Source organism: Campylobacter sp. LMG 17559, from assembly GCF_024723605.1.
GTDB lineage: Bacteria > Campylobacterota > Campylobacteria > Campylobacterales > Campylobacteraceae > Campylobacter_D.
On the sequence record NZ_JANQCZ010000004.1, the window covers coordinates 41,350 to 56,890 of the forward strand.

The window sequence follows — 15,541 nt, forward strand, 5'->3', positions numbered from 1 at the left end:
AATTGAGTGAATTAAAAAATATATTAGATTTTACTAAAGAAGAATTAGAAAATTTAGTCCAGCCAAAATTTAGAGCAAAGCAAATTTTTGAATGGGTATATAAAAAATATGCAGACGATTTTTTACAAATGTCGTCTTTGCCAAAAGATTTTAGAGTGTACTTGCAAGAAAATTTTCATTTTTCACCTCTAAAATGTGTGAAAGATGAAAAAAGCAAAGATGGTAGTATAAAATATCTTTTTGAACTTTTAGATGGTAAAAAAATAGAAGCTGTTTTGCTACCTATGAAAGAAGAACTTGTAGATGAAAATGGAAAAATCATCAAACATGCAAGATATACTATTTGCGTTTCCTCGCAAGTGGGGTGTAAAAGTGGGTGTAGTTTTTGTCTGACTGCTAAAGGCGGTTTGAAAAGAAATTTAAGTGCAGGAGAAATAGTAGGACAAATTTTGTGGATTAAAAAATATAACAACATACCTTATGAAAGAAGAGTTAACATAGTCTATATGGGTATGGGTGAACCTTTGGATAATCTTAAAAATGTTTCTAAGGCAGTTAGAATTTTAGCAGATAATGATGCTTTAGCAATAAGCCCTAGAAGACAAACTATAAGTACAAGTGGTTTAGCAAAACAGATCAAAGAGCTTGGAGAAATGAATTTGGGTGTGCTTTTGGCTATTTCGCTCCATGCTGTAAATGATGAGCTTAGAAGTGAATTAATGCCCATTAATAAAGCTTATAATATAGCAAGCATTATGGAAGCGGTGAGAAGTTTTCCTATAGATCAACGTAAAAGAGTGATGTTTGAATATCTTTTAATCGATGGGATAAATGACAAAATAGAGCATGCCAAAGAACTAGTGAAGCTCTTAAATGGTATAAAAGCTAAAGTGAATTTAATACTTTTTAATCCACATGAAGGAAGTTTATATAAAAGACCAAGTGTTGAAAATGCGGTTAAATTTCAAGATTATTTAAGCGCCAAAGGTGTTACTTGTACGATAAGAGAAAGTAAAGGACTTGATATTTCAGCTGCATGCGGACAGCTTAAAGAAAGGCAGAGTAAACAATGACTTTTTTAGATATAGCACAGCTTATTTTTATAAGCATAGTGGTGATCATAGGACTTGGTGGAATTATTTATGTATTAAAAAATGAAGATAAATGATTAATTGATATATTTTTTTAATCTATCAATGACATCTGTTATAATTTTATCTATTTCATGACATAATAATTCATTGCATTTTTTATCGATAAAAACATAGTCTTTGTTGTATGTTGGCCAAAATATACTATCCTTTTTAGGATATAATCCAATACTAGGGATTTTTATATTGCTTGCAATATGAATTGGGCCTGTACTAGGGCTAATAATACATTTTGATTGAGATATAAGTTCTACTAAATTTAAAATATCATCATTGTTTTTAAAAATATAAATTTCTGATAAAAGATTTATATTATATTGTTTAACACTTCTTATAAAAGTGTCATGAATATCATTATAAGTTGGAATAATAATATTTATATTTGGATATGAAAATCGAATTTTTTCTATGAGATTAAAAAATGAAACTAGGTTTAGTGTAAAATCTACTGTAATGCTAAAAGGGTTTATAATGATAAAATTTTTAATATTGTTTTCTTGAAGATAATTTTTAACAATATCTTTATTTTCATCTAATGTTTTTATAGTGGTATCAAAATTGATTTTTTTATGCATTTATCAAATTTTTTAGGATCTATTTTTCTAGCATAATATAACATTCTATCTCTATCACTTCTATTTTTAAAAAATCTTTTTGTTATACTTGTAAAGATAGTTTTACATTTAAAAGAAAATATACTAACAAATTTTGCTTTTACAATAATATTTTTTGTGTTTGTTTTTATAAGAAGTTTAATTAAAAAAGATTTTGCATGAAATGATATTAAATAATCTAGTGAATATTTATTGATTTGATCGATAATATTTTCATCAATTTTTTCAATTAGTTCTATATGATCAATAAAATTAAAATTTTTTAAAATGGACTCGGTGTTTTTTCTGCAAAAAACTGTTATATTTGCTTGGTAAATATATTTAATTGCATATAGCATATCTAAACTAGCAACCATATCTCCGATATTATGAGGACAAAAGTATCCAATAGAAATATTTTCTTTCATTGTATTATTTCCTTTAAAAACTCATCTTTTATATCTTTTTGAGATTGTATCAAAAATTTTTGATTTTTATATGTAAATTCTAAGCTAAAAGAGTGTAAAAGCAGTCTTTTAGCACCTGTGATTTGAGCTCTTTTTATATCGCTCATTTTTCCATCTAATATTTGCTCTATTTGTGTTTTTTCTAAACCATATAAAGGTTCACCTAAAATTTTATGTTTCACATGAAACAAATGTAGTCTTATTTGGTGTTGTCTGCCTGTTAGAGGTTTAGCTAAAATTAAACTAGTATCTAAATTTTCAAAATATTCTAAAGTGTAAAATTGCGTTAAGGCTTCTTTACCATTTTCACAAATATACATTCTAGTTTTGACTGTGTCGTAGTTTTTAGCCAAATCCATACTTTTATCTACTATAAATTCTTTTTTAGTTTTTCCTTTTACTAGAGCAAGATAGCTTTTTTGCACTAATCTTTTTTCAAACATGGTTTTTAACTCAATTTGTGCATTTTTATGTTTAGCTATGAGTAAAAGTCCGCTTGTTTCTTTATCTAATCTATGAGCTACGCAAGCTTTTTCACCCCATAAATGCCAAATTTCATCACAAAGACTATAAGTACAATTGCGTCCATTAGGATGAGTTAGTACCCCGCTTGGTTTTTCTACTACAGCAAAATCTTCATTTTCATAAACTATTTCCAATCCTTTAGGGTTATTTTCATATACGATTAATTCCACTAAGCCATCTAAAAATTTGTTTTTTTCTTCTACCAAATTTCCATTACAAAATAGTCTTTTTTTATCAATGAGTTTTTGCGCTTCACGCATAGAGATTTTTAACTCATCCATAAGTAGTCTAAATGCCTTTTTTCCATTATTTGCTAGTTTCTTTTTTATATATGCCATTTAATAACTTTCTTAGGTAATTTATAATAAAATTCAAACTATTTTTTTTCATAAAAATTATATAAAAAAAGGTCTTGAAAATGGTTGAAAGATATAGTAGAGAAATCATGGTTAAAAAATGGGACATGCAAGCAAAATATGATGCATGGTTAAAAGTGGAATTAGCTGCTGTGAAAGCGTGGAATAAACTTGGTCTTATTAAAGATGATGATTGTGAAAAAATTATAAAAAATGCAAAATTTGATATAGCAAGAATAGATGAGATAGAAAAAACTACCAAACATGATGTTATCGCTTTTTTAACTAGTGTAAGTGAAAGTTTAGGCGAGGAAAGTCGTTTTGTGCATTATGCGATGACAAGTTCAGATTGTATTGATACTGCAGTTGCTTTGCAGATTAAAGATAGTTTAGAACTAATCTTGCAAGATTTAGATCAAGTTTTAGCAGCGATTAAAACAAGAGCGTATGAGCATAAAAACACCTTAATGGTAGGAAGAAGTCATGGAATTCATGGAGAGCCTATAACTTTTGGCTTAGTTTTGGCTATTTGGTATGATTCGCTAGTTCATGCAAAAGATTTAATCATTCATGCAAAAGAAGTGATTAGCTATGGAAAAATCAGCGGTGCTATGGGAAATTTTGCTCATGCTCCGCTTGAATTTGAAGAAGAAGTTTGTAAAAATTTAGATTTAAAGCCAGCACCAGTTTCAAACCAAATTATACAAAGAGATCGTTACGCACAGGTTATCTCGGCTTTAGCTATTTTAGCTTCAAGTTGTGAGCAAATTGCTGTTGCTATCCGCCATTTTCAAAGAACAGAAGTATATGAAGCTGAAGAATATTTTTCTCAAGGACAAAAAGGAAGCTCAGCTATGCCTCATAAAAGAAATCCTGTTTTGAGTGAAAATATCACCGGTCTTTGCAGGATGATAAGAGCTTATGTAACACCTGCTTTAGAAAATGTAGCATTGTGGCACGAAAGAGATATATCACATTCTAGTGTAGAAAGATTTGTATTGCCTGATGCTTTTATCACGACTGATTTTATGCTTGCAAGATTATGCGGTGTGATAGAAAAGCTTTTGGTGTATCCAGAAAATATGATGAAAAATTTAAATTTAACCGGAGGGCTTGTATTTTCTCAAAGAGTGTTGCTTGAACTTCCATTTAAAGGTATAAGTAGAGAAGAAGCTTACAAGATCGTTCAAAGAAATGCTATGAAAGTTTGGGCTGATTTGCAAAATGGCAAGCCTGCGTTAAATGAAAAAGGTGAGAGTTTGTTTTTGCTAGCTTTATTAGCTGATGAGGATTTGAAAAAGTCTTTAAGTGAAGCAGATATTAGAAATTGCTTTGATTATAACTACTATACCAAAAATGTAGATAAAATTTTTGCAAGAACTTTTAAATAATAAACTAGGGGTTGTGAGTGAAAGTATTAAAAAGAAATGGTAGAACTGAAGAGTTAGATGTTTCCAAGATTAAAAAATATACCACCGACGCGGTGGCAAATTTAGAAAATGTTAGTCAAAGCGAGCTTGAAGTAGATGCAAAAATTCAATTTCGCGATGGCATAACAACAGAAGAAATCCAACAAACTCTTATAAAAACAGCAGTAGATAAAATAGATATTGATAGACCTAATTGGACCTTTGTTGCTGCAAGATTATTTTTATATGATTTGTATAAAAAAGTAAGTGGTTATAGTGGTTATAAACATTTAAGAGAATACCTTGAAAAAGGTGAAAAAGAAGGTAGGATTTTAATCGGCTTAAAAGAAAAATATGATTTAGATGATCTTAATACTTATATCAAGCCAGAGCGCGATTTACAATTTACTTATCTTGGTATAAAAACTTTGTATGATAGATATTTGATTAAAGATTCTAAGGGTATGCCTATAGAATTACCACAACAAATGTTTATGGCTATTGCGATGTTTTTAGCGCAAAATGAGCTAGATTCTCAAACTTGGGCTAAGAAATTTTATGATTTAATCTCAACTTTTGAAGTAATGCTTGCAACCCCAACCCTTTCAAATGCAAGAACCACAAGACATCAATTAAGTTCATGTTATATAGGAAGCACGCCTGATAATATAGAAGGGATTTTTGATTCTTATCAAGAAATGGCACTTTTATCTAAATTTGGCGGTGGTATAGGTTGGGATTGGTCTAAGGTGCGTGCTATGGGTGGAAGCATAGATGGGCATAAAAATGCAGCAGGTGGGATCATACCATTTTTAAAAATCACCAATGATATAGCAGTAGCTGTTGATCAACTTGGTACTAGAAAAGGTGCAATTGCTGTATATATTGAACCTTGGCATATGGATATTAATGACTTTTTAGATTTGCGTAAAAACTCAGGTGAAGAAAGAAGAAGAGCGCATGAGCTTTTCCCTGCTTTGTGGATTAATGATTTGTTCATGAAAAGAGTAAGAGCAAATGACAAATGGACGCTTTTTGATCCTGCTGATACAGCAAGTTTGTGTGATTTATACGGTGAAGAATTTGAGAAAAAATATGAAGAATTTGAAAAAGATGAAAGCATAGTCAAAGAAATTGTTGATGCTAAAGAGCTTTGGAAAAAAATTCTTTTATCTTATTTTGAAAGTGGCTTGCCGTTTTTGTGTTTTAAAGATAGTGCAAATAGAACAAATCCAAATTCTCACGCAGGAATTATAAGAAGTTCAAATTTATGTACAGAAATTTTTCAAAATACAGAACCAAATTATTATCAAATCAAAATCGTATTTGATGATAAAACAGAACTTCATTTAGATGAGGATGAAGAGCTTACAATAGATGGAGGATATAAAAAGCTTGCTAAAAAAGTTTCTACTTTAGATAGTATTAACGGTAAAAAAGTCTATATAGTAGAAAAATACAAAAACGAAGGAAAAACCGCAGTTTGTAATCTTGCAAGTATAAATTTAAGTAAAATCAATACCAAAGAAGATATTCAAAGAGTAGTGCCAACAGCGATAAGAATGCTTGATAATGTGATTGATTTAAATTTTTATCCTCATGTAAAGGTTAAAAATACCAACCTAAAATCACGCGCTATAGGACTTGGTGTGATGGGTGAAGCGCAAATGTTAGCTGAAGCTCAAATTTATTGGGGTTCTAATGAACATTTTGAAAAAATTGATCGCATTATGGAAATGATTAGCTATGAGGCTATTTTAGCTAGCTCAAATTTAGCCTTAGAAAAAGGAAGCTACCCTGACTTTGAAGGATCAAACTGGAGTAAAGGTATAGTGCCAATTGATGTAGCAAATGAAAATGCTAAAAAACTTACTGCAAGCGAAGGTTTATTTGATCAAAGTGAGTGTGATTGGGAAAAATTAAGAGAAAAACTAAAAAGAGATGGTATAAGAAATGGTTATTTAATGGCTATAGCACCAACTTCTTCTATTTCTATTTTAGTAGGCACTACTCAAACAATTGAGCCTGTATATAAAAGAAAATGGTTTGAGCAAAACTTAAGCGGTATGATACCAACCGTGGTGCCAAATCTAAGTGCTAATACTTGGCAGTATTATACTCCTGCTTATGAGCTTGATCAAAAAATCTTAGTAAAAGCAGCAGCGATTCGTGGTAAATGGATTGATCAAGGTCAATCATTAAATATCTTTGTTTCTTTAGATAAGGCAAGCGGTGGATATTTAAATGAAATTTATCAACTTGCTTGGGAATTAGGTGTTAAATCAACTTATTATCTAAGAAGCGAAAGCCCTGATAGTCAAAAAGTAAATGATGATGTGGTTGATAGAACTATAGAATGTGAAGGTTGTCAATAAAAATGGAGAAACAAAATGCATACAAAAAACTCACTACCGGAGCTTACGCTTAGGGGTATAATACTAGGAAGTATTTTAACGATTATTTTTACTGCCTCAAATGTATATTTGGGGCTTAAAGTTGGTCTTACTTTTTCTACTTCTATTCCTGCTGTTGTGATTGCAATGGCCGTTTTAAAAATCTTTAAAGACTCTAATATTTTAGAAAATAATATGGTTCAAACTCAAGTTTCAGCCGCAGGTACGCTTTCGGCTGTGATTTTTGTTATACCAGGTCTTTTTATGTGTGGATATTGGTTTGAATTTCCACTTTGGCTTACTTTTATGCTCTGTCTTTGTGGGGGTGGATTGGGCGTGCTTTTTACCATACCTTTGCGTAGAGCTATGGTGGTAGAGAGTAAATTAGCTTATCCTGAAGGAAGAGCTGCTGCTGAAATTTTAAAAGTAGCTAATAAAGATCAAGCCGATAAAAAAGGAAAAGTAGGCTTAAAAGAAATCACACTTGGCGTGGCTTTTGCTTCTGTGATAAGTCTTTTTTCAAGCGGTTTTAAACTACTTTCAAGTGGAAGTAGTTTTGCATTCATTTGGCAAAAAATGACTTTTGGCTTTTCTATGGGCTATTCAGTAGCGCTTTTGGGTGCTGGATACTTAGTAGGTATAGCCGGAGGTGTTGCGTTGCTTGTGGGTATGGTGCTTGCTTGGATGGTTTTTGTGCCATATTTTTCTGCTAAAGAAAGTTTTGACGCGAGTTTAAGTGCACTTGATATAGCTAATCAAATTTGGGCTCAAAAGGTGCGTTTAATAGGCACAGGAGCTATTGCCATAGCAGCATTATGGACTTTAATAGAACTTGCAAAACCTGTATATGATGGCATGAAAAATATGCTTAAAAAAACCTCGTTAAATCTTTCACAAGATCCTAAAGATATGGATTTATCTTTAAAAGCTATGTTGGGTTTATTTGTACTTATGTGTATAGGTTTGTTTGTTTCATTTTACGCTTTTGTGGCTGATTCAAATTTAGCAAGTGGCTATCAAATTCTTTTTGCCTTAGTAGGAGCTTTAGTGGCTATTTTTATAGGCTTTTTTGTAGCTTCTGCTTGTGGATATATGGCAGGTTTAGTGGGTTCATCATCTTCTCCTATTTCGGGTATAGGGCTTATTGGGATTATAATTTCTTCTTTGATTATTTTACTTTTGGGTTATCAAGTAGATTTATTTAGCGATCCTTTAATGTCTAAATTTGCCATCGCTTTTGCTATATTTACTACTAGTGTTATTTTAGCAACTGCTGCTATTTCTAATGATAATTTACAAGATTTAAAAACTGGTTATTTAGTAGGTGCAACTCCTTGGAAACAGCAAGTTTCTTTGATTATAGGTTGTGTATTTGGAGCTTTAGCTATCGCTCCTGTTTTAAATTTATTATACCAAGCTTATGGTTTTGTGGGTGCAATGCCAAGAGAAGGAATGGATGAGGCAAATGCACTTGCTGCACCACAAGCAAATTTGATGAGTACTATAGCACAAGGCATTTTTAACGCTAATATCGATTGGAGTTATATTATAGCGGGAGCTTTTGTGGGCGTTGGTATAATTATCGTCGATCGTTTATTAAGAAAGAAAAATATGTCTTTGCCACCTTTAGCTGTGGGTATAGGTATATATTTGCCACCTGCTATTATTATGCCTTTGTTTATAGGTGGATTATTAGCGTATTTAATCAAAAGGCGTTTAGAGCAAAGATATGCTAAAAATGCTCATAAAAAAGAACTCATTCAAGAGCATGAGCAAAAAGGAACCTTATTTGCCTCTGGTTTGATAGTAGGTGAGAGTTTGTTTGGAGTGTTAATAGCTGGTTTAACTGTGCTTTCTATTAGTAGAGGTGGGGCTGAAGATCCACTTGCTATTGCAACTTCATTTAAAGACGATGGGATTATAGGTTTTGTAGTTTTTGTAGCGATTATGCTAATTTTTGCAAGAAGAGTACTTAAAAAATGAATTTAGATTATTACTATGCTTTGATTTTAGGAATCATTGAAGGTCTGACAGAATTTTTACCTATTTCATCTACAGGACATATGATCTTAGGTGCTGAAATTTTGGGTTTAAATATAGATGATTTTTGGAGAAGTTTTTTTATCATCATTCAGCTTGGTTCTATACTAGCGGTGATTTTTATTTTCAAAGATAAACTAACTCAAAAACTTGATATTTGGTTAAAACTTGCTGTGGGCTTTTTGCCTGCAGGTGGAGTAGGTTTTATAGCATATAAGTTTTTAAAAGAAATATTTAATGGCTATACCGTGGCTACTATGTTAATCATTGGTGGGATTATTTTTATCATTATAGAACTTAAACATAGAAAAAAAGACTATGATATACATTCTTTAGATGAGGTAAGTTATAAACAAGCTTTTTTGATAGGTTTAACTCAAGCTCTTGCTATCATACCAGGTACTTCAAGAAGTGGAGCAAGTATCATAGGTGGCTTATTGCTTGGGCTTGATCGCAAAGTGGCTTCTGAATTTTCATTTTTACTTGCAATTCCTACTATGATTATCGCAACAGCTTATAGTATTTATAAAGAACCACAAATTCTAAGCAATATGAATAATTTCATTCCTTTAGCCATAGGTTTTGTAACAGCTTTTATAGTGGCTTTTGTGGTAATAAAAATATTTTTAAAATTAATCAGCAAGATAAACTTCATACCTTTTGGAATTTATAGGATAATTTTAGGTTTTTTATTTTTATACCTTTTTATGAGTGGTGCTTTAGATATATCAAGAACGGGTGTTTGAAATATAAAAATATCCTTTATTTAAAAAAAGTTTAAGTTTTTCATAGCTAAAATTAGTCTTATATTTTAATTTAAGCTCACAAGGTTAGTGAGTGTTAAGGGTAGAAATGACAAAAGATATAATTGCATATGCAAATAATGAAACTTTGGTAGATACTCAAAGTTTTAACAATGACACAAATTTAATTCCGATTTATTTTGATAACTCTAAAGAAAGTTTAGAAGTTATCCGCCACTCTTGTGCGCATTTAATGGCTCAAGCGATTAAAAGTTTATATCCAGAGGCTAAATTTTTCGTAGGGCCTGTGATAGAAGATGGGTTTTATTATGATTTTAGAGTTGATAGTAAGATTTCAGAAGAAGACTTAAGCAAAATCGAAAAGAAAATGAAAGAACTAGCAGAAGCAAAGCTAGACATCATAAAATACGAACTTTCAAAGGCTGAGGTTAAAGAAAAATTTGCTAATGATGATTTAAAACAAGAAGTTTTACTAAGAATTCCTGATGGGAAAGTAAGTATTTATAAGCAAGGTGAATTTGAAGATTTATGCCGTGGACCTCATGTACCAAATACTAGATATTTAAGATTTTTCAAGCTTACTCGTGTAGCGGGAGCGTATTTGGGTGGTGATGAAAAAAGAGAAATGCTCACAAGAATTTATGGTACTGCTTTTGCAGATAAAGAAAGTTTAAATGAATACTTAAAAATCATTGAAGAAGCTAAAAAAAGAGATCACAGAAAACTTGGTAATGAAATGAAACTTTTTGCCTTTGATGATGAAATAGGCGGTGGGCTTCCTATATGGCTTAGCAATGGTGCAAAATTAAGAAGCAAATTAGAGCATTTATTATATAAAGCACATAGATTAAGAGGTTATGAGCCTGTGCGTGGGCCTGAACTTTTAAAAGCTGATGCTTGGAAAATTAGTGGGCATTATGCAAACTATAAAGAAAATATGTATTTTACGCAAATTGATGAGCAAGAATATGGCATTAAGCCGATGAATTGTGTAGGACATATTAAAATTTATCAAAGTGATGTTAGAAGTTATCGTGATTTACCTTTGAAATTTTTTGAATATGGTGTGGTACACCGCCATGAAAAAAGTGGAGTTTTGCACGGGCTTTTTAGGGTAAGAGAATTTACTCAAGATGATGCGCATATTTTTTGTATGCCAAGTCAGATAAAAGAACAAGTTTTAGAAATTCTAAGCTTTGTTGATACTTTGATGAAGGCTTTTGAATTTGATTATGAAATGGAAATTTCAACACGCCCAGCAAAAGCAATAGGCGATGATGAAATTTGGGATATAGCTACAAAGGCTTTAAAAGAAGCTTTAGATGAGCAAGGTTTAAAATATGGCATTGATGAGGGTGGTGGAGCTTTCTATGGTCCAAAAATCGATATCAAAATCACTGATGCACTAAAAAGAAAATGGCAGTGCGGAACTATACAAGTAGATTTTAACTTACCAAGTCGTTTTAAACTCGAATACACAGACGCAGATAATGAGAAAAAACAACCTGTAATGCTTCACCGTGCTATTTTAGGTTCTTTTGAAAGATTTATAGGAATTTTAGTAGAGCATTGTGCGGGTGAGTTGCCATTTTTTATAGCACCAACTCAAGTAGTTATAGTGCCTATTTCACAAAATCATCATGATTATGCAAAAGAAATAGCAAGAAAACTTTTAGAACTTGGCATTGATAGTGAAGTGTATAATAAAAATGAAAGCTTAAATAAAAAAATCCGCACAGCCGAAAAAGCACATGTGCCTATGATACTTGTTTTAGGCGATGAAGAAGTAGCAAACAAAAGTGTGGCTTTAAGAGATAGAAGAGCAAAAGAACAAAAAACAATGACTTTAGATGAATTTATAACCCTAACAAAGGAGAAATTAAGTGAGGTACGCTTTTGAGTAAAGAAAAAGAAGTATTGCTAAATGAAGAAATTCAAGCAGATGAGATCAGATGTATAGGTGATGATGGCAAGGTTTATGGCATTATTAGTAGTGATGAAGCGCTAGATATAGCAAATAGGCTAGGGCTTGATTTGGTGATGATAGCCCCTGAAGCCAAACCACCTGTATGTAAGATAATGGATTATGGAAAATTCCGTTATCAACAAGAAAAGAAGCAAAAAGAAGCAAAGAAAAAACAAAAAGTTATTGATATAAAAGAAATCAAACTTTCTGTGAAAATCGCTCAAAATGACATTAATTATAAAGTCAAACATGCAAGTGAGTTTTTAGAGCAAGGCAAGCATGTTAAATTTAGAGTGTTTTTAAAAGGTCGTGAGATGGGCTCTCCTGAAGCAGGGGTGGCGTTGCTTGAAAAAATTTGGCAAATGGTTGAAGATATAGCAGATAGAGACAAAGAGCCTTTGCTCGAAGGACGCTATGTAAATATGCTAGTAACTCCTAAAAAGAAAAAATAAAATGCCAAGAGAAGCTTTAAGGAGTAGCATAAGTCAGCATATGCCAAAAAATACTTATTCAAAAAATGATGATTTGAATATAGATGAGGCTATGAGACAAACTAAATTATACTTAGAAAATAGATTTGGAGGTATTGATAATTTTTCTAAAGAGCAATATTATCTTACTATAGAAAATAAACTCGATATTTCTTTTATGATTAATAGTATAAAGGAAACAAATATCCGTGCTCAGTTTGATATGGAATATGAAAATAATTTTATAAAACCTGATGGAGGAGTTTTGTTTTTAAATAATCCTTCAGGATATAAAAAAGTATTATTGATCGCTGAAGCAAAACGACAAGGGACAAATGATATTAGGTTACAAGAAGGAAAAAATAGACAAGCTACAGGAAATGCAATAGAGAGATTGGGAAAAAATTTAACAGGTATCAAAGCCATGTTAAATCATGAAAAAATAACTCCTTTTGTATGTTTTGGATGGGGTTGTGATTTTGCTTCAGATCAAAAAAGTGTATTAGCAAAATTAAATGTATTAAATGAATTTTATTATTTGAATAAAACTTATATTTTTAAAGCCGATGGGAATAGTGATCATAATTATTTTTCTCCTGTTAGTATGTATTTTAGAGAAGAAAAATGGGAGATTGGTGAAATGTTTGAAATTATGAAAGAAATAGCTGAGACATCTTTAAGGTATTATATTTTTTAATGAATAATAAAAAAGAAAACCCACGTTTTTTAAAAGAACAAATCATAACCTATCTTGGTAATAAAAGATCCTTGCTTGAGTTTTTAAATCAAGGCTTTAAATTCGCACAAGATGAGCTTAAAAAAGACAAATTTAGTTTTTGTGATGTATTTAGTGGCTCTGGGGTAGTTTCGCGTTTTGTGAGGCCTTATGCAAGTTTTATTATGGCAAATGATTTGGAAGATTATTCTAAAATCATCAATGAGTGTTATTTAAGCAATCAAAATGCACAATTTTTACAAGAATTACAAAAATATTATGATTTTTTAATTTCTGATTTAAAACTCAAAAAAGGCTTTATAAGTAAGCTTTATGCGCCAAATGATGATGAACATATCCAAAAAAATGAAAGAGTTTTTTACACGCTTAAAAATGCGATGTATTTAGACTCTATGCGAGAAAAAATTTCAAGCCTGCCAAGTAATATACAAAAATACTTCATCGCACCACTTATCTATGAAGCAAGTGTGCACGCAAACACAAGTGGGGTTTTTAAAGGTTTTTATAAAGATAAAAATGGCATTGGTAAATTTGGAGGAAATGGAGCAAATGCGCTTAGTCGTATAAAGGGTGATATAGCTTTAAAAATGCCTATTTTTTCAAATTTTACTTGTGAATATGAGGTTTTTCAAAAAGACGCAAATATTTTAGCTAAAGAGCTTGATAGCTTTGATGTGGCGTATTTGGATCCACCTTATAATCAGCACCCTTATGGATCAAATTATTTTATGTTAAATTTAATCGCTAATTATAAAAAGCCAAGGGAAATTTCAAAGGTTTCTGGCATACCAAAAGACTGGAACCGCAGTGCTTTTAACAAAGAAAAAAAAGCCGAAGATGCTTTGTTTGATTTGATAAATGATTTAAAAGCTAAGATTGTATTGCTTTCTTATAATTGTGAGGGTTTTGTAAAAAAAGAAAATTTCACAAAAAGACTTCAAAGTCTTGGAGAATGCTTTGTACTTGAGCAAAAATATAATGCCTTTAGAGCTAGTAGAAACCTTTCTAAGCGCTCTATGCATATACAAGAACAACTTTATGTATTAAAAAAGAAGAATTAGAATTTAATTTTTCTAAAGCATAGTTGTAGTAAAATGATAGCTTTCTTTTATGAAAAAATTTATCCAAAGGATACACATGCCAAAAATGAAAAGCGTTAAAAGTGCTGTTAAACGCTTCAAAGTAGGTAAAAATAAAATCAAAAGAGGCGCTGCTTATAGAAGCCACATTTTGACTAAAAAACCTGCTAAAAGAATGCGTGATCTTCGCACTTCTAAGTATGTTCACTCAACCAATGTTAAAGCGGTTGAAAAAATGTTAGGAATTTAAGCTCGCTTAAATTTAGTTTTTGACGAAAGTCATTCAAACTCCCCTTATTTTAAAGGGCAAGATTCGTTTAACGAACGCCAATTTGTGAAAGGATAAATATGGCAAGAGTAAAAACAGGTGTTGTAAGACGCCGTAGACATAAAAAAGTTTTAAAACTTGCGCGTGGTTTTTATAGTGGTCGCCGCAAACACTTTAGAAAAGCTAAAGAACAATTAGAAAGAAGTTTGGTTTATGCGTATCGTGATAGACGCCGCAAAAAACGTGATTTCCGTCGTCTTTGGATAGTGCGTATCAATGCAGCTTGCAGACTAAATGATATTAGTTATTCAAGATTTATAAATGGTCTTAAAAAAGCAGGCATTGAGCTTGATAGAAAAATTTTAGCTGATTTAGCGATGAACGACGCAGCTGCTTTTGCTAAAATCGCAGATGCTGCTAAAAAAGCACTTTAATCTTACTGCAAGGCTTTTTATAAGCCTTGTTTTTCTCTTTACTCTCTTTTTAAATTCTCTTTTTGCTAAAGATATTTTGCTTTTTAAAGTTTATGATGAAAAAGCATTTAAAGATGTAAATTTAAGCCATTATCTCATGAGCGAAAAACTCGATGGCGTAAGAGGGCTTTGGAGTGGTAAGTCTATGCAAACAAGAGCAGGAAATGCTATAAAACTCCCTTCATTTTTCACAAAAAACTTTCCTAAATTTGAGTTAGATGGAGAACTTTGGATAAAAAGAGCTTCTTTTGAAGAAATTTCATCTTTAATACGCCAAGAAAACCCTGATGAAAAACTTTGGCAAAAAGTAAGTTATAATGTCTTTGATGTGCCAAATGCTTGCGAGGAATTTAAACTTGATCCTTGTACTTTAGAAGCAAGATTAGAAGTTTTAAAAAAGTATTTAGCTAAAAATCCAAATGATTTTATAAAAATCATCCCACAAATTCGCATTAAAGATAAAAATCATTTAAAGCAATTTTACCAAGATATCATTTCGCATAAAGGCGAGGGTGTGATCATAAGATTAAACAACGCACCTTATGAAAAGAAAAGATCAAACAATGCTTACAAACTAAAACCTTTTGATGATACAGAATGTGTTGTAAAAAAGCATTTTGAAGGTAAGGGAAAATTTGAAGGTAAAATGGGATCTTTACTTTGTGAAGCAGTGATTGAGGATAAAAAAGTAAGTTTTAAGATAGGCTCAGGCTTTAAAGAAAGCGATCGCTTAAACCCTCCACCAATTGGTGCTATCGTCACTTTTAAATACAATGGCTTAACCAAAAATGGCAAGCCAAAATTTGCTAGTTTTTTAAGAGTGCATGAAAATAGCGTTTTAAGATAAAAGT

General features: G+C 31.4%; 16 protein-coding genes. 13 read left to right on the plus strand and 3 right to left on the minus strand.

What is annotated here, in order from left to right; genetic code table 11:
• Positions 1-2: 2 nt before the first annotated feature.
• Positions 3-1,073 (plus strand): 23S rRNA (adenine(2503)-C(2))-methyltransferase RlmN, encoded by a 1,071-nt coding sequence (gene rlmN / locus CAMP5082_RS02860; protein WP_337205857.1) that lies wholly within the window; start codon positions 3-5, stop codon positions 1,071-1,073.
• Entirely contained in the window at positions 1,070-1,168 is a 99-nt protein-coding gene (locus CAMP5082_RS02865) for a hypothetical protein (protein WP_087685297.1), read from the plus strand. The genes rlmN and CAMP5082_RS02865 overlap by 4 nt, the downstream gene beginning before the upstream one ends.
• Here the strand turns inward: CAMP5082_RS02865 and CAMP5082_RS02870 are convergent, their stop codons facing one another.
• Genes CAMP5082_RS02870 through CAMP5082_RS02880 form a run of 3 tightly spaced genes read right to left on the minus strand, consistent with a single transcriptional unit; the run spans position 1,169 to position 3,074 of the window.
• Complete coding sequence (locus tag CAMP5082_RS02870) at positions 1,169-1,726, minus strand: glycosyltransferase family 9 protein (RefSeq protein ID WP_257937853.1); 558 nt, start codon at positions 1,724-1,726, stop codon at positions 1,169-1,171.
• The gene (locus tag CAMP5082_RS02875; RefSeq protein WP_337205858.1) at positions 1,693-2,172 is read right to left on the minus strand and encodes a hypothetical protein; all 480 of its coding nucleotides are present in this window, start codon (positions 2,170-2,172) and stop codon (positions 1,693-1,695) included. Before CAMP5082_RS02875 ends, CAMP5082_RS02870 begins: the two co-directional genes overlap by 34 nt.
• On the minus strand, positions 2,169-3,074 hold the full coding sequence (locus CAMP5082_RS02880; RefSeq protein WP_337205859.1) for an RluA family pseudouridine synthase: 906 nt from the start codon (positions 3,072-3,074) through the stop codon (positions 2,169-2,171). The genes CAMP5082_RS02875 and CAMP5082_RS02880 overlap by 4 nt, the downstream gene beginning before the upstream one ends.
• A gap of 80 nt (positions 3,075-3,154) precedes the next feature.
• Here CAMP5082_RS02880 and purB point away from each other — a divergent pair, with 80 nt between their 5' ends.
• The 11 genes from purB to CAMP5082_RS02935 all read left to right on the plus strand — a co-directional run bounded on the left by purB (position 3,155) and on the right by CAMP5082_RS02935 (position 15,537).
• Positions 3,155-4,483: an adenylosuccinate lyase gene (gene purB / locus CAMP5082_RS02885; protein WP_337205860.1), complete on the plus strand. Its 1,329-nt coding sequence runs from the start codon at positions 3,155-3,157 to the stop codon at positions 4,481-4,483.
• A 17-nt stretch (positions 4,484-4,500) separates the two neighbouring features.
• Complete coding sequence (locus tag CAMP5082_RS02890) at positions 4,501-6,876, plus strand: ribonucleoside-diphosphate reductase subunit alpha (RefSeq protein ID WP_337205861.1); 2,376 nt, start codon at positions 4,501-4,503, stop codon at positions 6,874-6,876.
• 15 nt (positions 6,877-6,891) lie between these two features.
• On the plus strand, positions 6,892-8,877 hold the full coding sequence (locus tag CAMP5082_RS02895) for an OPT family oligopeptide transporter (protein ID WP_337205862.1): 1,986 nt from the start codon (positions 6,892-6,894) through the stop codon (positions 8,875-8,877).
• Positions 8,874-9,680 (plus strand): undecaprenyl-diphosphate phosphatase, encoded by an 807-nt coding sequence (locus tag CAMP5082_RS02900; RefSeq protein WP_337205863.1) that lies wholly within the window; start codon positions 8,874-8,876, stop codon positions 9,678-9,680. The genes CAMP5082_RS02895 and CAMP5082_RS02900 overlap by 4 nt, the downstream gene beginning before the upstream one ends.
• Positions 9,681-9,786: 106 nt before the next feature.
• The gene (gene thrS, locus CAMP5082_RS02905) at positions 9,787-11,598 is read left to right on the plus strand and encodes a threonine--tRNA ligase (RefSeq protein ID WP_337205864.1); all 1,812 of its coding nucleotides are present in this window, start codon (positions 9,787-9,789) and stop codon (positions 11,596-11,598) included.
• Positions 11,595-12,116, plus strand: coding sequence for a translation initiation factor IF-3 (gene infC / locus CAMP5082_RS02910; protein WP_039617082.1), 522 nt, complete (start codon positions 11,595-11,597; stop codon positions 12,114-12,116). The genes thrS and infC overlap by 4 nt, the downstream gene beginning before the upstream one ends.
• Positions 12,117-12,156: 40 nt before the next feature.
• Positions 12,157-12,831, plus strand: a complete 675-nt coding sequence (locus tag CAMP5082_RS02915; protein ID WP_337205865.1) for an EcoRI family type II restriction endonuclease — start codon at positions 12,157-12,159, stop codon at positions 12,829-12,831.
• Complete coding sequence (locus CAMP5082_RS02920) at positions 12,831-13,931, plus strand: DNA adenine methylase (protein ID WP_337205866.1); 1,101 nt, start codon at positions 12,831-12,833, stop codon at positions 13,929-13,931. The genes CAMP5082_RS02915 and CAMP5082_RS02920 overlap by 1 nt, the downstream gene beginning before the upstream one ends.
• A 76-nt stretch (positions 13,932-14,007) precedes the next feature.
• Positions 14,008-14,199 (plus strand): 50S ribosomal protein L35, encoded by a 192-nt coding sequence (gene rpmI, locus CAMP5082_RS02925; RefSeq protein WP_039617094.1) that lies wholly within the window; start codon positions 14,008-14,010, stop codon positions 14,197-14,199.
• A gap of 98 nt (positions 14,200-14,297) precedes the next feature.
• Positions 14,298-14,651, plus strand: a complete 354-nt coding sequence (gene rplT / locus CAMP5082_RS02930; protein WP_039617097.1) for a 50S ribosomal protein L20 — start codon at positions 14,298-14,300, stop codon at positions 14,649-14,651.
• Positions 14,629-15,537, plus strand: a complete 909-nt coding sequence (locus tag CAMP5082_RS02935) for a DNA ligase (protein WP_337205867.1) — start codon at positions 14,629-14,631, stop codon at positions 15,535-15,537. Before rplT ends, CAMP5082_RS02935 begins: the two co-directional genes overlap by 23 nt.
• Positions 15,538-15,541: the final 4 nt, after the last annotated feature.